The organism is Luteimonas rhizosphaericola (assembly GCF_029888045.1).
Classification (GTDB): domain Bacteria; phylum Pseudomonadota; class Gammaproteobacteria; order Xanthomonadales; family Xanthomonadaceae; genus Luteimonas; species Luteimonas rhizosphaericola.
The window spans coordinates 569868-590193 of record NZ_JARXRN010000025.1 but is presented as its reverse complement, the minus strand read 5'-3'; the positions used below and the strand labels follow the sequence as shown (position 1 = coordinate 590193).

19 protein-coding genes and 1 pseudogene are annotated in these 20326 nt (G+C 73.3%); 11 read left to right on the top strand and 9 right to left on the bottom strand.

The annotated features are described in order from the left end of the window. Positions 1 to 46 precede the first annotated feature (46 nt). Both QFW80_RS11870 and QFW80_RS11865 read right to left on the bottom strand, forming a co-directional pair. Positions 47 to 997: an alpha/beta hydrolase gene (locus QFW80_RS11870; protein ID WP_280602168.1), complete on the bottom strand. Its 951-nt coding sequence runs from the start codon at positions 995 to 997 to the stop codon at positions 47 to 49. A 75-nt stretch (positions 998 to 1072) separates the two neighbouring features. After that, the gene (locus QFW80_RS11865; protein ID WP_280602167.1) at positions 1073 to 3754 is read right to left on the bottom strand and encodes a glycoside hydrolase family 3 C-terminal domain-containing protein; all 2682 of its coding nucleotides are present in this window, start codon (positions 3752 to 3754) and stop codon (positions 1073 to 1075) included. Between the two features lie 554 nt (positions 3755 to 4308). On the opposite strand from QFW80_RS11865, the gene QFW80_RS11860 reads away from it, so the two are divergent. The 6 genes from QFW80_RS11860 (at position 4309) to QFW80_RS11835 (ending at position 8573) form a co-directional block, all read left to right on the top strand. Continuing rightward, positions 4309 to 5295 carry an acyl-CoA dehydrogenase family protein gene (locus QFW80_RS11860; protein ID WP_280602166.1) on the top strand — a complete coding sequence of 329 codons (987 nt, stop codon included), beginning with the start codon at positions 4309 to 4311 and terminating at the stop codon, positions 5293 to 5295. Beyond that, positions 5292 to 6038 (top strand): PIG-L deacetylase family protein, encoded by a 747-nt coding sequence (locus QFW80_RS11855; RefSeq protein WP_280602229.1) that lies wholly within the window; start codon positions 5292 to 5294, stop codon positions 6036 to 6038. The genes QFW80_RS11860 and QFW80_RS11855 overlap by 4 nt, the downstream gene beginning before the upstream one ends. Further along, complete coding sequence (locus tag QFW80_RS11850) at positions 6035 to 6631, top strand: class I SAM-dependent DNA methyltransferase (protein WP_280602165.1); 597 nt, start codon at positions 6035 to 6037, stop codon at positions 6629 to 6631. The genes QFW80_RS11855 and QFW80_RS11850 overlap by 4 nt, the downstream gene beginning before the upstream one ends. Further along, positions 6628 to 7287: a glycosyltransferase family 2 protein gene (locus QFW80_RS11845; protein ID WP_280602164.1), complete on the top strand. Its 660-nt coding sequence runs from the start codon at positions 6628 to 6630 to the stop codon at positions 7285 to 7287. Before QFW80_RS11850 ends, QFW80_RS11845 begins: the two co-directional genes overlap by 4 nt. A gap of 247 nt (positions 7288 to 7534) precedes the next feature. Then, positions 7535 to 8152: a DUF2242 domain-containing protein gene (locus QFW80_RS11840; RefSeq protein WP_280602163.1), complete on the top strand. Its 618-nt coding sequence runs from the start codon at positions 7535 to 7537 to the stop codon at positions 8150 to 8152. 160 nt (positions 8153 to 8312) lie between these two features. Beyond that, on the top strand, positions 8313 to 8573 hold the full coding sequence (locus QFW80_RS11835) for a hypothetical protein (protein ID WP_280602162.1): 261 nt from the start codon (positions 8313 to 8315) through the stop codon (positions 8571 to 8573). Between the two features lie 103 nt (positions 8574 to 8676). On the opposite strand, the gene QFW80_RS11830 is transcribed toward QFW80_RS11835, so the two are convergent. From QFW80_RS11830 to QFW80_RS11820, 3 genes are all read right to left on the bottom strand, one after another. Next, positions 8677 to 9033 (bottom strand): RcnB family protein, encoded by a 357-nt coding sequence (locus QFW80_RS11830; RefSeq protein ID WP_280602161.1) that lies wholly within the window; start codon positions 9031 to 9033, stop codon positions 8677 to 8679. Positions 9034 to 9200: 167 nt separating this feature from the next. After that, positions 9201 to 9410, bottom strand: coding sequence for a hypothetical protein (locus QFW80_RS11825; protein WP_280602160.1), 210 nt, complete (start codon positions 9408 to 9410; stop codon positions 9201 to 9203). 112 nt (positions 9411 to 9522) lie between these two features. Further along, positions 9523 to 10668 (bottom strand): MFS transporter, encoded by a 1146-nt coding sequence (locus tag QFW80_RS11820; RefSeq protein ID WP_280602159.1) that lies wholly within the window; start codon positions 10666 to 10668, stop codon positions 9523 to 9525. Between the two features lie 405 nt (positions 10669 to 11073). Here QFW80_RS11820 and QFW80_RS11815 point away from each other — a divergent pair, with 405 nt between their 5' ends. After that, positions 11074 to 11895: a polysaccharide deacetylase family protein gene (locus tag QFW80_RS11815; protein WP_280602158.1), complete on the top strand. Its 822-nt coding sequence runs from the start codon at positions 11074 to 11076 to the stop codon at positions 11893 to 11895. A 9-nt stretch (positions 11896 to 11904) separates the two neighbouring features. Here the strand turns inward: QFW80_RS11815 and QFW80_RS11810 are convergent, their stop codons facing one another. Beyond that, positions 11905 to 12705: a ThuA domain-containing protein gene (locus QFW80_RS11810; RefSeq protein ID WP_280602157.1), complete on the bottom strand. Its 801-nt coding sequence runs from the start codon at positions 12703 to 12705 to the stop codon at positions 11905 to 11907. A gap of 283 nt (positions 12706 to 12988) precedes the next feature. Between QFW80_RS11810 and QFW80_RS11805 the strand changes: the two genes are divergently transcribed. Continuing rightward, positions 12989 to 13378: a hypothetical protein gene (locus tag QFW80_RS11805; RefSeq protein ID WP_280602156.1), complete on the top strand. Its 390-nt coding sequence runs from the start codon at positions 12989 to 12991 to the stop codon at positions 13376 to 13378. 9 nt (positions 13379 to 13387) lie between these two features. Here QFW80_RS11805 and QFW80_RS11800 read toward each other — a convergent pair. After that, positions 13388 to 14443: pseudogene (locus tag QFW80_RS11800) on the bottom strand (GGDEF domain-containing protein). Positions 14444 to 14700: 257 nt separating this feature from the next. Here QFW80_RS11800 and QFW80_RS11795 point away from each other — a divergent pair. Next, positions 14701 to 15828 carry a sensor domain-containing diguanylate cyclase gene (locus QFW80_RS11795; RefSeq protein WP_280602155.1) on the top strand — a complete coding sequence of 376 codons (1128 nt, stop codon included), beginning with the start codon at positions 14701 to 14703 and terminating at the stop codon, positions 15826 to 15828. A gap of 17 nt (positions 15829 to 15845) precedes the next feature. On the opposite strand, the gene QFW80_RS11790 is transcribed toward QFW80_RS11795, so the two are convergent. After that, on the bottom strand, positions 15846 to 16859 hold the full coding sequence (locus QFW80_RS11790; RefSeq protein ID WP_280602154.1) for a Gfo/Idh/MocA family protein: 1014 nt from the start codon (positions 16857 to 16859) through the stop codon (positions 15846 to 15848). A 547-nt stretch (positions 16860 to 17406) separates the two neighbouring features. Here QFW80_RS11790 and QFW80_RS11785 point away from each other — a divergent pair. Together QFW80_RS11785 and QFW80_RS11780 are read left to right on the top strand one after the other, a co-directional pair. Next, entirely contained in the window at positions 17407 to 18855 is a 1449-nt protein-coding gene (locus tag QFW80_RS11785; RefSeq protein ID WP_280602153.1) for a serine hydrolase domain-containing protein, read from the top strand. A gap of 269 nt (positions 18856 to 19124) precedes the next feature. Then, entirely contained in the window at positions 19125 to 19322 is a 198-nt protein-coding gene (locus QFW80_RS11780) for a hypothetical protein (RefSeq protein ID WP_280602152.1), read from the top strand. A 151-nt stretch (positions 19323 to 19473) separates the two neighbouring features. On the opposite strand, the gene QFW80_RS17580 is transcribed toward QFW80_RS11780, so the two are convergent. Then, positions 19474 to 20244, bottom strand: coding sequence for a pyridoxamine 5'-phosphate oxidase family protein (locus QFW80_RS17580; RefSeq protein WP_425603561.1), 771 nt, complete (start codon positions 20242 to 20244; stop codon positions 19474 to 19476). Between the last annotated feature and the right edge of the window lie 82 nt (positions 20245 to 20326).

Below are 20326 nucleotides of genomic sequence, written 5' to 3'. Positions count from 1 at the left end.
ACCCGCGCACACCGGATGCCCGGTGCGCGCAGGCCGCGAGCGCGTCCTACTTCGCCGGTGCCAGGTAGCCGTGCATCTTCAGCCAGCGCACCCAGGCGTCGAACCAGCCGGTGCTGGTGGTGTCCTTCGGGTACATGCCGAAGCCGTGGCCGCCGCGCTCGTAGTAGTGGAACTCCACGGGGCGCCCGGCCTTCTGCCAGCTCTCGATCAGGCCGAAGCCGGCGCCGGAGAACAGGCCGTCGTCCGCGGCCAGGGCGACGAACAGCGGCGGCGCGTCGGCCGGTACCTCGAGCGCCGAGATCGGACCGTAGACGTTGCCGATGAAGGCCGGCTTCGCGTCCTCGCCCGACAGCGCAGTGACCATCGTCAGCATGGCGCCGGCCGAGAAGCCGATCATGCCGATGCGGTCGGGATCCACGTTCCACTCCTGCGCGCGGCTGCGCACCAGGGCGAACGCGGCGCGCGAATCGGCCAGCTGCGGCGCGAGCATGGTGGCGGACTCGCGCGAGCCCGGATCGCGCGGCGGGCGCGGGCCGGAGAGCATCTGGCGGATCGACTGCGCGAAGCCGTCGAGGTCCGCCGGGGTCTGGTTGAGCCGGTACTTGAGCACGAACGCGGCCACGCCCTGCTCGGCCAGCGCGCGCGCCACGTCCCAGCCCTCGTTTTCCATCGACAGGGAACGGAAGCCGCCGCCCGGCGCCACGATCACCGCCGCGCCGGTGGCCTTGCCGGCCGCGGGCAGGAACGGGGTGAGCGTGGCCTCGGTGACATTGCGCGCGAACACGCGCTCGTACTGGCGGTGCCAGGACTCGTCGACGGTCGCACCGGGCAGCGGACCGGTCCCGAGCGCGATCGCGTCGGGCTGGGCCGGGATCTCGATCGGCACCATCGCATCGTCCTGCGCGAAGGCGGCGGACGAGCACAGCAGCAGCGCGGCGAACGCGTAGCGCCAACGGCCGCCGGCCGGGGTGCGCGGATGGGAACGTGTCGGGATCATGTCGAGGCTCCGTGTTGACGGGACGGGAATCGGCCGCGCGCGTGTGCGCGGCCGGGAACGTGTGCGACGGCCGCGTCAGCGCGGCACGGCGCGGGACTGTTCGATGGCGAAGGCGGCCTCGCGCGCGGGCACGCCGGTGCCCGGCTGGCCGGAGCCGACCGAGATCCGGTAGCGGCCGGGCATCACCAGGCGGGTGCCGTCGGCGTCGACCGCGCTGAGGTCGCGCGGATCGAGGTCGAACGTGAGCGTGCGCGTTTCCCCGGGCGCCAGGTGCACGCGCTGGAAGCCGCGCAGCGCCAGCCGGGGCAGGCCGTCGCGCGCCGGGAACACGAGGTACAGCTGCGCCACTTCGTCGCCGGCCCGCTTGCCGGCGTTGCGCACCTGCGTGGTCACGCGCAGGCCTTCGTGCGCGCCGGCGGCCGCCGGCGCCAGTTGCGGCGCGGTGTATTCGAAGCGCGTGTAGCTCAGCCCGTGGCCGAACGGATACACCGGCGCGCCTTCGAAATAGCGGTAGGTGCGCCCGCGCATGTCGTAGTCGCCGAACGGCGGCAGCTCGTCCACCGATGCGTAGAAGGTCAGCGGCAGGCGGCCGGCCGGGTTCACCTCGCCGCCGAGCACGCGCGCCACCGCCAGGCCGCCGGACTGGCCCGGGTACCAGGCTTCGACGATCGCGTCCGCGTGTCGCTTCGCCCACGACAGGTTGACCTGGCTGCCGTTCATCAGCACCACCACCAGCGGCTTGCCGGTGGTCTTCGCGGCCTTCAGCAGCGCCTGCTGGTCGGCGAGCAGGTCGAGCGAGGTCTTGTCGCCGCCCTTGAAGCCGGGCACCTCGATCGGCGCCTCCTCGGCCTCGAGGTCGGAGGTCAGCCCCACCACCGCCACCAGCACGTCGCTCCCGGCGGCCACCGCGCGCATGTCCTCCAGCGGCGCGTCGGACACCCGCTTCCACAGCAGGCCGATGCCGGTGAGGATGCGCGCCTGCGTGCGCACGGTGACCGGATAGCGGCGGCCGGCTTCCAGCTGCACGGTCTTCATCGTCGGCAGGCTGTTCCACGAGGCGCCGGCGAGGTCGACGAAGGGCTGGCCGTCGAATTCCAGTTCGCCGTTGAAGCCGCCGATGCCCAGCCGGTAGGTGCCGGTCTCGGGCGGCACCAGGTAGCCGGTCCACTCCACCCGGTGGACGTCGCGCACCTGCGCCAGGTCGAGGCTGCGCGAATTGACGTCCGGTTCGATCCGCGTGACCACCGGCGCGTCGTCGAAGCCGGTGCGGGCGACCCAGGCATCGAGTTCGCCCGGCGCGAAGCGCGCCGGCGGCGCCGCGGCCGCGTTGTAGTAGTTCGCGAGCAGGCCCGGCTCGCCGTCGGGCGTGCGCAGCGCGCTGGTGGGGACGGGATCGCCGTCGGTGTAGGTCTCGCCGAACGCGGCATGGCGCACCTGCGCCTGCGGCAGCGCGCGGCGCAGGCCGTCCAGCACGGACACCGGCGGCGCCGACTGCGGCGAGGAATAGTTGCCGCGCAGCACCCGGGTGGCATCGGCCAGCGGTCCGATCACCCCGATCCGGGCATCGGCTCGCAGCGGCAGCACGCCGTCGTTCTTGAGCAGCACCAGGCTCTTCTCCGCGGCCTCGAGCGCCACCTCGCCATGCGCGGGGGCACCGACCACGTCCGGCGCGACGGTGTCGGTCGACAGCGCGCGCAGGCCGGGCAGGTCGCCGTTGCGGTAGCGCGCCGAGAACAGGCGCACCAGCGCGCGGTCGATGTCGGCCAGCGTGATCAGCCCGCGCGCGAGCGCCTCGCGGTAGGGCCCGGTGAGCCCGTCGGTGTCGGTGAGCGTGGCGCCGTTGCACTCGCTGTCCACGCCCGCGCGCAGCGCGGCGGCCACCGCGGCGGCGGCATCGGGCGCGAAGTGGTGGTTCCTGTGGATGTCGCCGACCGCGTCGCAGTCGGACACCACGTAGCCATCGAAGCCCCAGTCGCCGCGCAGCACGTCGCCCAGCAGCCATTCGCTGGCACAGGCGGGCACGCCGTCGACGCGGTTGTAGGCGCACATGATCGAACCGGCCCCGCCCTCCACGATCGCGGCGCGGAACGCGGGCAGGTAGGTGTCCTCCGCGTCGCGGCGGGAGACGAACACGTTGGCGTGGTGGCGGGTCGATTCCGGACCGCTGTGCACCGCGTAGTGCTTGGGCGTGGCGATCACGTCGTACTCGCCCGGGCGCCCGCCCTGCACGCCGCGCACGTAGGCCACGCCCATGCGCGCGGCGAGGAAGGGGTCCTCGCCGTAGGTCTCCTGGCCGCGGCCCCAGCGCGGGTCGCGGAAGATGTTGATGTTCGGCGACCAGGTGTTGAGGCCGGTGCCGATGCGGCCGGTGCGCCCGGTCTCGCGCGCCAGCGCATGCAGGCCGCGCACCTCGGTGCCGATCACGCCGGCCACGCGCCGCACCAGCGCCTCGTCGAAGGTGGCGGCCAGGCCGATCGGCTCGGGGAAGTTGGTGGTGGGCAGGGTGCCCATCGCGCCGTGCAGCGACTCGGTCCACCAGTTGTAGCGCGGCACGCCCAGGCGCTCGATGGCGGGCGCGGTGTTGAGCAGCTGGCCGAGCTTCTCGTCGGTCGTCATCCGCGCGACCAGCGCCTCGGCCAGCGCCCGGGCCTCGGGCGGGGCGGCGGGTGCGCGATCCTGCGCCGGCAGCGACGCGGCGGCGAACAGCAGGAGCAGGGCGGGCAGCAGGCGGCGCATGCGGTCGAAGCGGTGCGTCATGGTGTCCCCTCGTGTCGCGGACCGTCGGCGCCTGCGCCCGCATCCGCGCGGGTGGACGGCAGCGCGACGTCGTCGGGGGTACAAGGCTGCCCACGTCCGCCGGCCGGTACCAATCGAATTACGGGTACGCGGCATAACCGTTTGGGGATGCGGACGCGCCACGGCGCAGGATGCGACCGGTAGACAGCGCATGCGGCGAATGCATTGGCGACGCGCAGGCGTCCACGCAGCCGAGGTGGCGCCGCCGCGACCATGGCCGGCGCGCGCCTTCGACCGATCCCGATCGATGCACGCACGACGACCCGCGCATGCAGGCGCCGAGGCGCCGGAGGCCCGCGTGACACGCCCCCCCATCCAGCGCCACACCTGCGCGCGGCCACCGGGCGCGGCCGTGAGACAGGGCCACGCCGCAATGGACCGGAGCGGCCTGCGGGCATTCCGATCCCGAACCGCCGCGCCGGGATCCGATCCCTGTTCAGCCGCGTTCATCCGCCGCAACGCGCACGCCTGCGCAGTCACGCGGCCCCCACGAACCCTTTGCTCCACTGCCGGGCATGACGCCCGTGCTGCAGCTGCCCACTCCTGCCCCGCCCGCCACGCTGGAGGCGCGCGCGCGTGCGCGGCTGCGCGTCGAGGGCGCCCTGCCGCTGCCCGGTCGCGGCCACACCCTCGACCGCTGGCGCGCGCTCGCCGCGCTGGGCGCGGAGGACCTGTCGCTGGTGAAGGTGCTCGAAGCGCATTACGACGCGCTCGCGATCCTCGCCGAGCTGCACGCCCCGCCAGCGCCGGCCGGCACCCTGCTCGCGGTGTGGGCGGCGGACGGCCCGCAGTCGACTGTGCGCCTGCACGACGACGGCCACGGCCCACGGCTGCGCGGCCGCAAGCCCTGGTGCTCCGGCGCGGCCTTCGTCGATGCGGCCCTGCTTACCGTGCAGGACGGCGACGACCGCCAGCTGGTGCGGGTGTCGATGTCGTCCCCCGGCATCACGCGACCGGCATCGGGCTGGGAGGCCGTCGGCATGGCGGCGATCGAAAGCGGGCCGGTGGATTTCGGCGACGTGCCCTGCGAACCCGTCGGCACCCCGGGCGCGTACCTCGAGCGCCCGGGCTTCTGGCACGGCGGCGCGGGCATCGCGGCCTGCTGGTTCGGCGCCGCGGCCGCGATCGCCGGGCGCATGACCGATCCCGCGCGCGTCGGCCGCGATCCACACGCGGCCGCGCAACTCGGCCGCGCCGACATGGCGCTCGGCGCCGCCGCTGCGCTCATGCGCGAACTCGCTGCCGCGATCGACGCCGATCCGGCACGGCCGTACCGGCGCGAGGTGGTGCGACTGCGTTCGGTAGTCGAGCGCGCCTGCCACGACGTCCTCGATGCCGCCGGGCGCGCGCTCGGCCCCGGACCGCTGTGCGGCGACCATGCGCACGCGCAGCGCTGCGCCGACCTGTCGGTGTTCGTGCGCCAGAGCCATGCCGATCGCGACTGGGCGGCGCTGGGACAGGACGTCGCCGCACTGGAAGGAGATGCGCCTTGGCCGCTGTGACCGTGAGGCGCATCGTCGGCGCCGGCAATGACGAAGCCGACTGGCGAGATTCGCACTGGCTGTCGCAGCTCGCCGAACGCCAGGCGGATGCGCTGCTGTCCGGCCACCGCCGGCTGCTGGTGCTCTCGCCGCACCCCGACGACGAGACGCTCGCCTGCGGCGGGCTGATGCATGCCGCCGCGCGCGCCGGGCTCGAGGTGGCGCTGCTGGCGATCACCGACGGCGAAGCCTGCTACCCGGGCGATCGCGCCTGGACGCGGGCGCGCCTGCGCAGCCATCGTCCGCGCGAACTGGCGCAGGCGCTGTCGGCGCTCGACGTGGACGCGCGCGTCTACCGGGCCGGGCTGCCGGACGGTGGCGTGGCCAGCGCATTGGACCTGCTGCTCGGCGCGGTCAACGGCCTGATCCGCCCCGGCGACCTGGTGCTGGCGCCGTGGGAACGCGATGGACATCCGGACCACGACGCCGTCGGCCACGCGGCCCTGCGCGCGGTGCCCGCCACCGGCGCGCGCCTGCTGCGCTATCCGGTCTGGGCCTGGCACTGGCTCGACCCGGATCTCGACCACGCCCCCTTCAACGCCTTCCGGGTCCCGCTGGCGCAAGACGCGCTGGCGGCCAAGCGCGCGGCGATCGCGTGCTTCGCCTCGCAGCTGGGCACCGGCGTGCCGCCGGTGGCCGAGCCGATCCTGCCGCCGCACGTGGTCGCCCGCTTCGAACGCCCGTTCGAGGTCTACCTGCGGTGAGCCTGGCGGCATACTTCGACACGGTCTGGCGCGAAGGCGAGGACCCGTTCGGCTATCGCGACCGCTGGTACGAGTCGCGCAAGCGCGAGCTGCTGGTGGCCGCCCTGCCGCGGCCGCGGTTCGGGCGCGCATGGGAGATCGGCTGCGCCAACGGCGAGCTCGCGCGCGTCCTGGCGCCACGCTGCGGCATGCTGCTCGCCACCGACCTGCATCCGCGCGCGGTCGCCGTCGCCCGCGAGGCCTGCGCCCCACTGGGCCACGTGCAGGTCGAGTGCATGGAGCATCCGCGGCAATGGCCGCACGGCCTGTTCGACCTGGTGGTGGTGGGCGAGATGGGCTATTACCTCGATGCCCCGGCGCTGGATGCATTCGCGCAGCAGCTGGCGGGCAGCCTCGCGCCGGGCGCGCTGCTGCTGGCCTGCCACTGGCGCCACGATTTCAAGGGCCGACGCAGCACGACCGAGGCGGTGCACGCGCGGCTGGGCGCGATCGCCGGCATCGCCCCGGTGCTGCGCTATGCGGATGCCGACTTCGTGCTCGAGGGCTGGAGCGGCGACCGCCTGTCGCCGGCGCAGCACGAGGGCCTGCGGTGATCGGGGTGCTGGTGCCTGCGCACGACGAGCAGGCACTGATCGGCGGATGCCTGGAGTCGCTCCGCGCCGCCGCCGGCTGCCCGCGCCTGGGCGGCGAACCGGTGCGGGTGGTGGTGGCGCTCGACCGCTGCCGCGACGCAACCGCCCGCATCTGCGCCGAGGCAGGCGTGGCCACTGTGTGTCTGGACGCGTGCAATGTCGGCCGCGCGCGCGCCGCGGCCGCCGAGGTGCTGCTGCAGGCGGGCGCGCGCTGGCTCGCCTCGACCGATGCCGACAGCCGGGTGCCGCGCGACTGGCTGTCGGGCCAGGTGGCCTGCGGCGCCGATGCGTTCTGCGGCACGGTGCGCGTCGGCGACTGGCTCGACTACGGGGCCGCGGTACGCGACGCGTTCCTCGCCCGCGAACAACATCGCGACGACCATCCGCACGTGCACGGCGCCAACCTCGGCGTGAGCGCAGCGGCATACCGCGCGGTCGGCGGCTTCGCGCCAATGCCGGCGCACGAGGACCATGCGCTGGTGCGGGCGCTGGCCGCGGGAGGCTGGTCGATCGCGCGCCGCAACAGTCCCGCCGTCACCACCAGCGCGCGACGCGACGCCCGCGCCCCCCAAGGCTTCGGCGAGCATCTTCTGAGCCTCGAGCACGCGCTGGCCTGAGCCCGCGCGGCGCGTTCCACGCGCACCGCCCACCCGCGCCTCTCCCCATCCGTAGCCCGGGTAAGCGAAGCGCACCCGGGACCCGCCGCCAGCCAATTTCCCCGCAGGAACGCCGCCGCAGGCGCTCCGCGCTCCAGCGACCGCACGCGCCGCACGCACACGTAAAGCACCCGCATCCACGCATGTTCAGTCGCCTTGCATGCGCCGGTGCCTACACTCCGTCGTCGGTTCCATCCGTCCCCATGCCATGCCTGTCGCCCGCCCACCCGTCCGCGTCCTGTCCTGCCTGCTGCTCGCCGGCCTGCTCACCGCGTGCGGCGCACGCGAAGTCCGCCATCGCGCCGAGGCGCCGCCGCTGGGCGAGGCCTTCAGTTCCGAGGACACCTACGCGCGCAACTACCGCGTGCCACCGCTGATCGCCTGCGAGGCCACGCGCCGCGCCCTGCTCGGCCAGGGCTACGTGATCGCGAAGCAGGCGGCCGATTCGCTGGAAGCGACCAAGGTGTTCCAGCCGCAGTCGGACGTGCACACCCAGCTCAACGTCCGCGCGACCTGCGTCGAGCGCGCACCCGGCGGCTCGATCGTGTTCCTCAACGCGGTGCAGGACCTGCACGCGCTCAAGGCGCAGTCCAGTTCCGCCAGCGTGGGCGTGAGCATGATCGGCTCGGTCTCGGTGCCGGTCCCGATCGGCAGCGGCAGCGCCAACCTGGTACGGGTGGGCAGCAACACGGTGCAGAACCAGGACTTCTACCAGCGCCTGTTCGACCGGATCGCGGTCTACCTGCCCGGAACGCCCGATGTGCGCCCGCCGCTCGCCGAACCCGATGTCCCTCCCGATCCGGTGATCATCGAACACCTGGACTGAGCGTACGCGGCGCAGCGTGCGGCGCCCATGCCGGGCGTCGGACGCCGTCCGGCGCACTGCATCGATGCGCGCGATGGTCCCGTAAGTGCCGGTGCCTGACCGTGGAGCGCGGGCGGAGGCCTTCACCTCGGCGTGCGCGCCCACGCCACATGCTGCATCAATGGCCGACGCCGCCTGCCAGCTGTTTCTCGTCTATCTGGAAACGCGGACGACGCCGCCTCCGGATCCCGCGCCGGATCTCGTCGCGCTGGCACCGGGCCTGTACCTGACCGAGTCCGCGCGGACGCGTTCGCAGCTCTACCACGCGCTCAAGCGCCGCCTGCAGCCCGCGCGCCTGCTGGTCGCGCCGCTGTCCGGCGATCCGAAGTTCAAGGGAATGCAGCCCGGCGCGCTCGCCTGGCTGCGCGGCCGGCGCACCTAGACGGCCTGCACCGACGGCAGCTGCGCGCTTCGCTGCAGCACGCGCCGCGGGCAACGGGCAGCGGGGTCGCATCGCCCCGCTGCCCGACCCGTGGCCGGGCGCATCAGCGCACCAGCATCTCCACGATCAAGCCGGTGGCGATCGCCACCAGCAGGTAGCGGCCATCGTCCTGGCGCACCCAGCGATGGCCACGCGGCGGCGCATCCAGTCCGATCCGGCCGTAGTCGTCGATCCAGTAGCCGTCGAGTTCCCGCAACGGCAGCCGGTCGCCCTTGCGCCAGGCCTGCTTGGCCCAGCCCGGCGGCGGCGCCTTGGCATGGTGGGGTCCGCCCGCGTGCGCCGGCGGGCCCTTGCCGCGGGCGTGCGGTGGCGGATCCGCCAGCGCCGAGGCCGCGGGCAGCGCGAGCGCCAGGCCGGCGGCAAGGGCCAGCAAGGAACGGGACGCACGCTTCGTGGTCATGGCGAACTCCTGTGACGTCGGAGCACGCAGTCTGGCGCTGCCTGCGTCAATGCAGGGCAAACACCGGGCACCCCAGTGGCTCCCGGGTCAGCGGACGTTGCAGGTCCGTGCCTTGGGGTTCGGTCCGGGTTCGGCCAGGCGCCGGGCGCGCCACCCGGCGAAGGAACTCACGCCGCGATGTGCGGCGGCGTTGCAGCGGGCGCGATATCCAGTTCGACCGCCATGCCGGCGCGACGCGCGCGGCGGGCGCAGGCGCTGGCGTAGTCGTTGGCCGCGTCGTGTTCGCTGAAGTAGCCGTCGACGATGCGGTCGCGCGTGACCGACCAGCCCCCCTGCACATCGGGGCGGACTTCGATCCGGATCCTGGCCTGGTTCACGGTGCACCTTCGCGGGACTGTCTGCGGGAGGCGCATCCTAGGGACGCGAACGTCAACATTGCGTGGCGGATTGCGGTCGCGCCGATGACAGCGCGCGCGATGGTGGCGGTGGTCACGTTCCGGTGCGTCGCGCGCCGAGCCGGGCGCCCAGCAGCGCCGCCATCGCGAGCGTCGCCGCCACCGCCAGCAGCGCCGTGGACAGGCTCGCCGCCTGGGCGACGAAACCGATCAGCGCCGGGCCCGCGAGCACGCCGGCGTAGCCCAGCGTGGTCACCGCCGGGATCGCCAGGTGCGCCGGCATGCGCCGCTGTTCGCCGGCCAGCGAAAACATCACCGGCACGATGTTGGCGCAGCCCACGCCCAGCAGCGCGTGGCCGACGAGGCTGGGGCCGAGCCCCGGCGCCAGCACCGCCAGCGCGAGCCCGCAGGCGCCCACCGTGCCCCCGGCGAGCACCGTCGGCGCGCGCCCGAGCCGCGCGATCACGCCATCGCCCACCAGCCGGGTCGCCGTCATCGCCAGGTTGAAGGCGACGAAGCCCCAGCCGGCCTGCGCCACCGCGATCCCGCGCACCTCGTGCAGGAACACCGCGCTCCAGTCCAGCATCGCGCCCTCGGCGAGGAAGCTCACGAAGCACACCACGCCGATCGCCACCACCACGCCGCGCGGCAGCGCGAACACGGCAGCGCCGGCCGGCGCGCGATCGGGGCGCCAGGCGCGCATCGCCAGCACGCACAGCAGCGCCGCCACCATCGCCACGACGAGCGCGGCGACCAGCGGGCCGCGGCCGGTACCGAGCACCAGCGTGGCGAGCAGGGCGCCGACCAGGCTGCCGATGCTGTAGAAGGCGTGGAAGCCGGACATCATCGGCCGCGCGGCCTCGCGTTCGACCACCACCGCCTGGATGTTCATGGTGCAGTCCATCGCCCCGACCGCGGCGCCGAAGACCAGCAGCGCCGGCCCCAGCAGGCGCGCGTCGGGCACCAGCGCCAGCAGCGGCAGCGTGGCCAGCATCAGCGCCGTGCTGCCGAGCATCACCCGGCGGCAACCCTGGCGCGCGGCCAGCGCGCCGGCCAGCGGCATCGCCAGCAGCGAGCCCAGCCCGAGGCACAGCAGCACCAGGCCCAACCCCGCCTCGTCCAGACCGGTGCGCAGCTTCGCGAACGGCACCAGCGGCGCCCAGGTCGCGATCACGAAGCCGGGAATGAAGAACGCCACCCGGGTGGCGTGTTGCTGGGCGCGGGGCGAGGCGATGGTCAAGGCGCGAGGGTCCTGCGGGGGGTCGCCACCATAGCGGGCGTTGCGGCGGTGCGGTACCGGCGCGTGCGCTTGCGTCCGGACGCGGGGCGCGGCGCATGGCGACGCGTCGGCGCACGACCCGGTGCATTGGGCAGCGAGAATCGCGTGCCGCCGGATCCGCTCCCGGATGCGCTGCGCTGATCCGGCCGATGCGACGGGTGCCCTGCGCGGCGAGCGGAACGCGCCGCTGCGTGTGTTCCCCGGATGCGCTGCGCTTATCCGGGCTACGCGTTGGCGCGTGCCCGTAGCCGGGGCAACGAAGCGCCGAGTGCGTTCGACCTTGCGCCGCCACACCGGCCCATCGCGCGCCACCGGCCTCGGTTTGCGGCACCATACGGCCCGAACACGCCACACACCGGGGGACCGATGCCGCGTTTCCGTTTCGCCGCCTGCGTGGCCGCCTGCCTGCTGGCCGGCGCCGCCACCGCCGCGCCGCCCGCGGCGTTCCCCTGGCCCGATGGCCAGCGCGCCGCGGTCAGCCTGGCCTACGACGACGCCCTGCCCTCGCAGCTGGACAACGCGATCCCCGCACTCGATCGCCATGGCCTGAAGGGCACCTTCTATCTCACCCTGGCGGCCGATCCCGTGCGCGAGCGGCTCGAAGACTGGCGCGCCGCCGCGCGCAGCGGCCACGAACTCGGCAACCACAGCCTGTTCCACCAGTGTTCGGCCAAGGGCGCGGGCCGCGAATGGGTGCAGCCGGAGCAGGACCTCGACGCGATCACCGCCGCGCAGATGCGGGCGCAGGTGGCGCTGGCCAACACCATGCTGCACGCGATCGACGGCAGCACCGAATTCACTTACACCGCGCCCTGCGGCGACCGCCGCGCCAGCGACGGCGAGTACATCGGCCTGGTCGCGCCGCTGTTCCTGGGCATCAAGCTGGTCGGCGGCACGGTGGTCGAGGACATGTGGACCCTGGATCGCGCCGCGGTGCCGGTGACGGTGCCGGTCGACGCCAGCGGCGACGAGCTGATCGCGCTGGTCGAGGAGGCCGGACGCCGCGGCACCATGGTCAACTTCACCTTCCACGGCATCGGCGGCGACCATCTCGCCGTGTCCAACGCCGCGCACGAACAGCTGCTCGAACACCTGGCGCGTCACCGCGACCGCTACTGGACCGACACCTTCCGCAACCAGATGCGCTGGGTGCGCGACCGCCAGGCCGAGGCCGCGGCGCCGCCCTGACGCGCGCCGTCAGTCGCCGGCATCGGTGGCGCCGGCGTCCCCATCGATGCCGCGGCCGGTGGCTGCCCACCAGATCCCGCCGTACAGGTGCGCGAGATAGTCCGCGTCGTCGTACGCGGCCGGCGGATGGCCGAGCGCGGTGACGAACACCCGGCCGCCATCGAACGCGTGGTACCAGGCGACCGGATGGTCGGCGCCCATGCCGCGCGCGACCTGTCCGGGCCAGATGCGGCCGGGATCGTAGCTGCGCTCGTCCACCGACAGCACCGTGCGCAGGCCGTCCACCAGCGGCGGGCCGAACTCGTACCACTCGTCGCTCCAGATCCAGCGCGACGGCAGCGCGAACGCCGCCGGGAACGACGCATCCTCCACCCGCACCAGCGCGGTCTGCACCATCGGGTGGATGCGGAAGGCGCGCCCGATCATGCGCTCGAACCAGGGCCAGTCGCCGGGCGGATTGAAGATCAGCGCACGGTGCACGGCGACCACCCCGCCGCCGGCGCGCACGAAGCCTTCCAGCGCCGCGCGCTGGGCCCCGCGCAGTTCGTCGCCGGGCGTGTTGAGCAGCACGATCGCATCGAAGCCCGACAGGTCGGCGTCGAACGGCGCCGTGTTCCAGGCCCAGTCCAGGCCGAAGCCGTGCTGGCGCGCCATCTGCTCCAGGCGCGGCTTGGCCACCACGGTGTAGTCGTGGTGGTAGCGGTTGGGCACCGCGACCACCAGCACCTTGAACTGGTCGTCGGCGGACGCGGGCACGGGCGCGGCAGCGAGCAGCCACCACAGGACGAACGAGGCGAGCAGGGTCTTCATGCCCGCATGGTACCGGCCGGACGCGCCGGACCCCTTCGCCCGCCACGTCGGCCGGCCGCGGGCTGCGATCGCGCGGGGCGTTCCGCGGAAGATGCGCTGCGCGCCGGCGCCCGGCAGGTGCGGTCGCGTGGCTGTTCCGCGCCTCGACCGGTGCCGATACCCGCCGCACACGTCCGGCACCGAGTCCGCTGCCGCGCCACCCGCAGCACCCTCGCCCGCGGCCTTCGCGCGCCCCTCGCGTCCACGCTGCGATGCTGCGGCTCCCCACTCCCCGGAGCGCCCGATGGGCCGTCCACGCAAGCGTCGCGCCCGCGTCACCACCACCGGCGCGCGGCTGGCCGAGATCGGCACCGCCGCGCCCATGGTCGCGGCGGCCCGGCTCTCGCGCATCGCGCTGGCGGGCGCCAACCCGTCTGCGCGCGACCGCCGCGAGTTCAGCGGGATGGTCATCGAGAAGCAGACGGCGTTCGCGCAGTCGTGGACGGCGATGTGGGCCGAAGCGATGACGCTGCAGGCGCAGCTGGCCTGGTCCTGGATGTGGCTGTCGCCGACCGCGGCGGCGCAGGCGCGGCTGGCGCGCACCACCAGCGCCGGCCTCGACCGGATCGTCGCCAGCGGCGTCGCGCCCTGGCACCGCAAGGTGGTGGCGAACGCGCGGCGCCTGCGGCGCTGAGTGCCGCGGTCAGGCGGTCTGCACCCGGTCGCGGCCCGCGCGCTTGGCGGCGTACATGGCGCCGTCCGCCCGCTGCATCACGTCGGCCAGCTGGTCTCCGGGGATACCGCGGGTCAGCCCGATGCTGACCGTCACGGGCAGCGATTCGGAGGCATAGGCCACCGCTTCGCGCATGTACTCGCACTGCAGCCGCGCCTGCTCGAGGTCGACATCCGGCAGCAACCAGGCGAACTCCTCGCCGCCGTAGCGCGCCAGCAGCCCGTGTCCACCCGCAGAGGCGCGCAGGGTCGAGGCGACCAGCACCAGCACCTCGTCCCCGGTGGCGTGGCCGTGGGTGTCGTTGATCGACTTGAAGCGGTCGATGTCGAGCAGCGCCAGGCAGAAGCGGCCGCCTTCGGCCAGCGTCTGCGCGAGCGCGGCCGACAGCGCGCGCCGGTTGGGCAGCCGGGTCAGCGCGTCCAGCCGCACCTGCTCGCTGAGGTCGGCATTCTGCAGCTCGAGCTCCGTGCTGAACTGCTGCAGCTAATGTTCGTACCAGTCGCGTTCCTGCAGGTGCAGCCGCAGCTCCAGGCTCACCCGGCGCAGCTGCAGCAGGGCCGAGACCTGCCGCGACAGCGCGTCCAGCGCGCCGCGCTGGTAGGGGGCCAGTTCGCGCGGTTCGCGATCCATCACGCACAGCGCGCCCATCGCCAGGCCCTCGGCGTCGAGCAGCGGCGCACCGGCGTAGAAGCGCACGCCCGGCGCACCGGTGACCGCGGGGTTGTCGCGGAAGCGCGCGTCGTCGCGCGCGTCGGGCACGATCAGCATGTGCTGCGGCTCCAGGATCGCGTGCGCGCAGAAGGAATGGTCGCGCGGGGTCTGCGGGTCCTCCAGCCCCAGCCGCGTCTTGAACCACTGGCGTTCGGCGTCGATCAGCGTCACCGCGCCCATGGGCATGCCGCAGATCGCGGCGGCGATCGACACCAGGTCGTCGAAGGCGGCTTCCGCCGGCGTGTCGAGGATCTCGTGGCGGTGCAGCGCCTCGAGGCGTCGCGCTTCGTTCTCCGGCTTGGATGGCCGTTGCATGCGGTCTGGTTCCCTGTCGCGTCCGGTGCAGCCTAGAGCATCGCGGACCGGCGCAGGCGTGGATAGGAGGGCTGTCGTGTCTCGCGGGCGCGATCCCGTGCGCCTCCGCGGACGCGTCCGACGAACGCGCAACCAGGACCCAGCCCGGCCCCCGACCTCCCGCTGTGCCGACCGGGCCAGGCCCCGAGACGCCGCTACAATACCGCCGCGCGCGCAACCTCCGGCGGCGGCGCCGGTCCCATCGTGCGGACAGGGGAATGCGGGTGCAGGCAGCGAAGATCCACTGGGTGGTCACGCTCATCCGGCGCAACCGGACGCTGTTCTTCGCGCTGGGATTCCTCGTGCTCGGCACCCACCTGGTGTACCTGCAGGCCGGTCCGCTGATGTGGGCCCTGCTCGCGCTGCAGCTGCTGGTCTATCCGCAGCTGGCGTACTGGCGCTCGGCGCGCGCGGCCGATCCGTTGCGCACCGAGATGCAGCACCTGCTGGTCGACGGCCTGCTGCTCGGCATCTGGATGGGCGTGTGGGGGCTGCCGCTGTGGATCTCCTTCATGTTCTTCGTCGGCACCTGCCTGAACGTGATGATCTTCATGGGCATGGCCGGGTTGTGGAAAGGCGTGGCCGCCATCGCCGCGGGCGTGGCCGGTGCGGCCGCGTTCAACGGCCTGGCCTTCCGCCCGCACACCGAACTGCACACCAGCCTGCTGTGCATCGCGCTGCTGACCGGCTACCTGCTGATCTTCGCCCGCGACGCCTACCGGCGCGGCGTCTCCCTGCGCGAGAGCCGGCGCCAGCTGGGTGAGCGCCTGGACGAGATCACGCGCCTGCAGTCGCAGCTGCAGGACCAGGCGCAGCGCGATCCGCTGACCGGCCTGCACAACCGCCGGTTCCTGGACGAAGCCCTGGAGCGCGAGCTGGCCGCCTGCGCCGCGGCCGGGCTGCCGCTGGCACTGGTGCTGATCGACATCGACCGCTTCAAGCGCATCAACGACACCTACGGCCACCCGGCCGGTGACGAGATGATCCGCCGGCTGGCCGAGCTGCTGCGAGAACGCGTGCGCGACGAAGGCCTGATCGCCTGCCGCTACGGTGGCGAGGAATTCCTGCTGATGCTGCCCGCCACCCCGCTGCACGACGCCGCGGCGCTGGCCGAGGAGCTGCGCGCCACGTTCGAATCGCTGCGGGTGGAGTCCGGCGGCCAGATGATGCGCACCACGCTGTCGATCGGCGTGGCCGGTTTCCCCGAGCATGGCGCGCGCGCGCCGATGCTGGTGCTGCGCGCCGACCACGCGCTGTACGCGGCCAAGCTGGGCGGCCGCAACCAGGTGGTGCGCGCCGACGCCCTGCCGGGCAATGCGCCGCCGGTGCCCGCGGCCGCGACCTGACGCGCGCCAGCCGCGGCTCAGCCGTCCAGCCGCACCGGACGTCCCTCGCGCGCGGACTGCGCGATCGCCTGCAGGATGCGCACGTCGCGCAGGCCTTCCTCGCCGGGCAACCGGGCGGGCCGGCCCTCGAGGATCGACAGCGCGAAATCGTCGAGCTCGGCGGCGAACGGGTCGATGTCGGGGAACGCGATCGCCACGCCGTCGCTGCGACGCCCGCGGTTGCCGTCGTAAAAGAACGCCGGATCGAGTTCGAACCAGCCGCGCTCGCACTCCACCCGCATCCGCGACATGCCCGCGCCGCGGTAGCTGGTGGCGCAATGCGCCAGCACGCCGCCCGGGAAGCGCGCGGTCCAGACCAGGGTCTCGTCGACCTCGGCGTACTTCACCGGATCGGTCTTCACTTCCATCGCGCTGACCTCCACCGGTTCCTCGCCGGTGAGGTAGCGCGTGGCCTGCAGCGCATAGATGCCGACATCGAACAGCGCGCCGCCGCCGGCCAGCGCGTGGTGCAACCGCCACTGGTCGGGCCGCCCGACGTCGATCGAGAACGCGGCCTGCACGGTGAGCGGCGCGCCGAACGGACGCTCACGCGCCAGGCGGATGCACTCGAGATGGTGCGGATCGTAATGGCAGCGGTAGGCGGTGCCGAGCAGGCGGCCGGCGTCGCGGCAGGCGTCGATCATGGCCTGGCAGCGCTCGACCGACACCTCCAGCGGCTTCTCGCAGAACACATGCTTGCCCGCGCGCGCGGCGGCGATCGTGTGTTCGGCGTGCAGGGCGTTGGGCGTGACCACGTACACCACGTCGATGTCCGGGTTGTCGGCCATGCGGTGCATCTCGTCGTAGCGGTACACGCTGCGGTCGGGCACGCCGTAGCGCGACTGGAAGCGCGCCACCGTCGCCGGCGCGCCGCTGACCAGCCCGGCGAGCCGGCAATGCCGCGTCTTCAGCAGCGCCGGCGCGATCTGGTGTTCGCTGAGGCTGCCCAGCCCGCACAGGGCCACGCCGAGGTGGCGGTCGGCGGCGCTCACGCCCCGCGCCCCGGTACAGCGCGGCGGCGCGCGACGGCGTACGTGCGTGTGCACGGACGCGGAAACAGGCAGGCGGTCATGGCGGCTCCGGTGGGGCGACGCGGCCGTGCATCGTCCGCGAGCGGACGCTTTCGCGCAACGGCGCACACGCTCGATCGCGCGATGCCTGGACTCGCACCGCAGGCACCCGCGATCGCGCGGTGCTGCGTAGTCGCGTGGCGAGACGGGGTGCGGCTGCGGCACCTCGCGGCGGCCCGGAGGCCGATCTGTCACGCGTGCGTCGACCTTCCACGCAGCGCAGGTCGTCCCCGACAGCGCGCATCCGCTCGACGCGCGGCTGCCCATCGGAATGCCTCGCGATGGGCGCGATGCCGACCTGTCGCGCGCGCCTGCGGCGCAGCGTGGCGGGCGGCCGGATCGCGCGGCACAAGGTTGCAGATGCATCCATCGCGCAACGCTGCGCCGCAGCGGGAGCCGGGCCGCGGGTTGCCGGCATACTGCCGCGCGGCCGCCCGTGCGTCCGTCCCGCATCCTTCCGGAGCCCTGCATGAAGTCGTTGCTCGCGGCCGCATTCGGCCTGCTGCTCACCGCCTGCCAGCCCGCGCCGCCCGCGGCGGACGCGGATGTCCCGCCTGCCGCCGGCGCCACGCCCGCGCTGGTGGACCCGGCGCACATCGACCGCGTGCTGCGCGAGGTGGTGGAGCAGGACCGCGCCGTCGGCGTGTCCGCGCTGGTGTACGAGCGCGGCCAGGAAGCCTACTTCGGCGCCTTCGGCATGGCCGACCGCGAGGCCGACCGGCCGATGGCGCGCGACACGCTGGCGCAGATCTACTCGATGACCAAGCCGGTCTCCGGCGTGGTGCTGATGACGCTGTACGACGAAGGCAAGTTCCAGCTCGACGAGCCGCTGTCGACTTACCTGCCCGAGTACGCCGACGTGCGCGTGTACGCCGGCGAAGACGCCTCCGGAGCGCCTGTGCTGGAGGCGCCGCAGCGGCCGATCCTGGTGCGCGACATCCTGCGCCATACCGCGGGCTTCGCCGCTGCGTTCGAGGACGACGCGCCCGCGAAGCTCTATCGCGAGGCGGACATCGACACCCGCGCGATCACGCTGGAGGAAATGTCGCAGCGCCTGGCGCGCGTGCCGCTGGCCTACCAGCCCGGCACGCGCTGGCTGTACGGCATCTCGGTCGACGTGCAGGCCCGGCTGGCCGAAGTGCTGGCCGGGAAGCCGTTCGCGCAGCTGGTCCGGGAACGCGTGCTCGATCCGCTGGGCATGAGCGAGACGGCGTATTTCGTGCCGCAGGAGCGGCGCGACCGGATGATGGCGGTGTACGAACTGCGCGATGCCGGTGGCTTCGACCGCCTGCCCGACGCACCCTTCCTGGACAACGCCTATCGCGAGTGGACGATGGCGCCGGGCGGCTACGGCCTGGTGTCGACCCTGGACGACTACATGCGCTTCGGCCGCATGCTGGCCAACGGCGGCGAGCTCGACGGCGTGCGCGTCCTCGAAGCCGACACCGTGGCCCTGATGGCCAGCGACGACCTGCCCGACACCGTGGGCGACCGCTCCTGGCTGCCCGGCAAGGGCCAGGTGGGCTTCGGCATCGACTTCGCCGTGCGCCATTCGCCGCCCGCGCACCAGGGCGAAGCCTCGGGCGCGGTAGGCGAGTTCTTCTGGGACGGATTCGCGAACACGCTGTTCTGGGTCGACCCGAAGCACGACCTGGTCGCGGTGCTGTTCACCCAATCGATCCCGCCCGGCGGCACCGACCTGCACAAGCGCTTCCGCGACGCGGTGTACCACCGCGATGCCGAGGCCTCCTCGGCCAACAAGCCGCCTGCGCCCCCCGCGACGGATGCGGACCCGGCGGACACGGAACCGGAGGCGGATGAGGGAGCGGGCGCAGCTGCGGATGCGGATGGCGAAGCGGATGCGGCCCTGGGTGCGGATGCACTAGCTGGTGCGGGCGGGGAACCGGGCGCGGCCTGAGGCACACCGCGCGCCAGGCGGGGCCGCTGCTGTCTTCGCCTCGTGTGCCGGCACGACGCGCGCACGCGGCGCGGCTGTCGAGGAAGCGGAGGCGCGGACGGGTCTCCGGCGCGGCCCAAGCCCATCGCGCGCCGGTCGGGACCGAAGTCGTCCGACTGCGCTCCAGCCCGACCCTGCCGACCACGCGTGCGCACCGGCCCGCGGTTCCGGCGACGCCGCGCTCACGCGGCGCGCGCGATCGTGACGCCTGCTCCCACAGGATGATGACGATGGCCAAGACCACCCGCGACGACGTGCTGGTCGAACTCGACCGCATCGATACCGCACTCGAGGATCCTGCGAGCGACCGGGCCAGCCTCCTGCGCGAGGCCGCCGAATGGCTCTCGGCGCGGCAGGAGATCGAACCCGCCGATGCCCTGTATTTCCGCGAGCGGCTGCAGGCGATCCGCGAACGACACGCCGGCTGAGTACACGGCGCCCGGAGGCACTTCATCCGGAGCGTCCGCGTAGCCCGGATCAGCGAAGCGCATCCGGGACCGGGCTGCAGCCTCCGGCACGCCGACCCAACGCGTCGCCAAGAGACAGGACGCGGCACGCCCGCGCCCTGCCGAGGACGATTCAGCCCGCCTTGCGCCGGGTCGCCGTCGCCTTCTTCGCCGCGGTCTTGCGCGCGGCGGCCTTCTTAGGCACGGCCCGCTTTTTGGCGCCCTTCACCGCGGCCTTGCGCGGAGCGGTCTTCTTCTTCGCGGCACCCGCCTTCTTCTTCGCAGGGGTCTTGCGCGTCGCGGCGGTAGCGGCGCCGCTCGCGCGCGTCGCGGTCTTGCGCGCGCCCGATTTCTTCGCCGCTGTAGCGCGCTGGCCGCCGGACGACGGTGCCTTGCGGCTGCGCTTGCTGCGCAGGTCGACGATCCGGTTCTCGCCCATCACCTCCTCGTTGCCGGTGACCCGCGCCACCGCGAAGGTGAGCGCCTTGCCGATCCAGCTGCCGGGGCCGTCCCAGTACTCGATCGTATCCACCGCCACCTCGATCAGGACGATGTTGGGATCGTCCTTGCCGTTCGGGAAGAACGCCTTCATCGCGTCGTTCCAGAAGGTGTCGATCAGCGCCTGGTCGCGTACCACCCGCGCCTTGCCGGACACCGACAGGTACGTGTTCGCATCCTTCGACGCGTAGGCGACGTTAACCTGGGGATGGCGGCGGATCTCGCCGACCTTGGGCGTGTCGCGCTCGGTGAGGAACCACACCCGCTCGCCATCGAAGGTGGCGCACTGGGTGGACAGCGGGCGGCTGACCAGGTGGCCGCCCTTGCCGACCGTCGCCAGCATGGCGATGTCGATCTTCTTCATCAGTTTCGCGAGATGCTCGATTTCCTGCTTGGGTGTCGCCATGGGTGGCTCCGTGGGGCGGTGATGCGCCAGTGTGGCCACGATGCGCGCGTGGGCGACGTGAAGGCTCGCCATCCGCGCGACC

What these genes read in the sequence shown, in the direction of transcription:
- QFW80_RS11815 (WP_280602158.1), top strand. Translation starts at nt 11,074, where the DNA reads ATGCCGCGTTTCCGTTTCGCCGCCTGCGTGGCCGCCTGCCTGCTGGCC.
- QFW80_RS11840 (WP_280602163.1), top strand. Translation starts at nt 7,535, where the DNA reads ATGCCTGTCGCCCGCCCACCCGTCCGCGTCCTGTCCTGCCTGCTGCTC.
- QFW80_RS11835 (WP_280602162.1), top strand. Translation starts at nt 8,313, where the DNA reads ATGGCCGACGCCGCCTGCCAGCTGTTTCTCGTCTATCTGGAAACGCGG.
- QFW80_RS11860 (WP_280602166.1), top strand. Translation starts at nt 4,309, where the DNA reads ATGACGCCCGTGCTGCAGCTGCCCACTCCTGCCCCGCCCGCCACGCTG.
- QFW80_RS11795 (WP_280602155.1), top strand. Translation starts at nt 14,701, where the DNA reads ATGCGGGTGCAGGCAGCGAAGATCCACTGGGTGGTCACGCTCATCCGG.
- QFW80_RS11805 (WP_280602156.1), top strand. Translation starts at nt 12,989, where the DNA reads ATGGGCCGTCCACGCAAGCGTCGCGCCCGCGTCACCACCACCGGCGCG.
- QFW80_RS11830 (WP_280602161.1), bottom strand. Translation starts at nt 9,033, where the DNA reads ATGACCACGAAGCGTGCGTCCCGTTCCTTGCTGGCCCTTGCCGCCGGC.
- QFW80_RS11810 (WP_280602157.1), bottom strand. Translation starts at nt 12,705, where the DNA reads ATGAAGACCCTGCTCGCCTCGTTCGTCCTGTGGTGGCTGCTCGCTGCC.
- QFW80_RS11780 (WP_280602152.1), top strand. Translation starts at nt 19,125, where the DNA reads ATGGCCAAGACCACCCGCGACGACGTGCTGGTCGAACTCGACCGCATC.
- QFW80_RS11785 (WP_280602153.1), top strand. Translation starts at nt 17,407, where the DNA reads ATGAAGTCGTTGCTCGCGGCCGCATTCGGCCTGCTGCTCACCGCCTGC.
- QFW80_RS17580 (WP_425603561.1), bottom strand. Translation starts at nt 20,244, where the DNA reads ATGGCGACACCCAAGCAGGAAATCGAGCATCTCGCGAAACTGATGAAG.
- QFW80_RS11865 (WP_280602167.1), bottom strand. Translation starts at nt 3,754, where the DNA reads ATGACGCACCGCTTCGACCGCATGCGCCGCCTGCTGCCCGCCCTGCTC.
- QFW80_RS11870 (WP_280602168.1), bottom strand. Translation starts at nt 997, where the DNA reads ATGATCCCGACACGTTCCCATCCGCGCACCCCGGCCGGCGGCCGTTGG.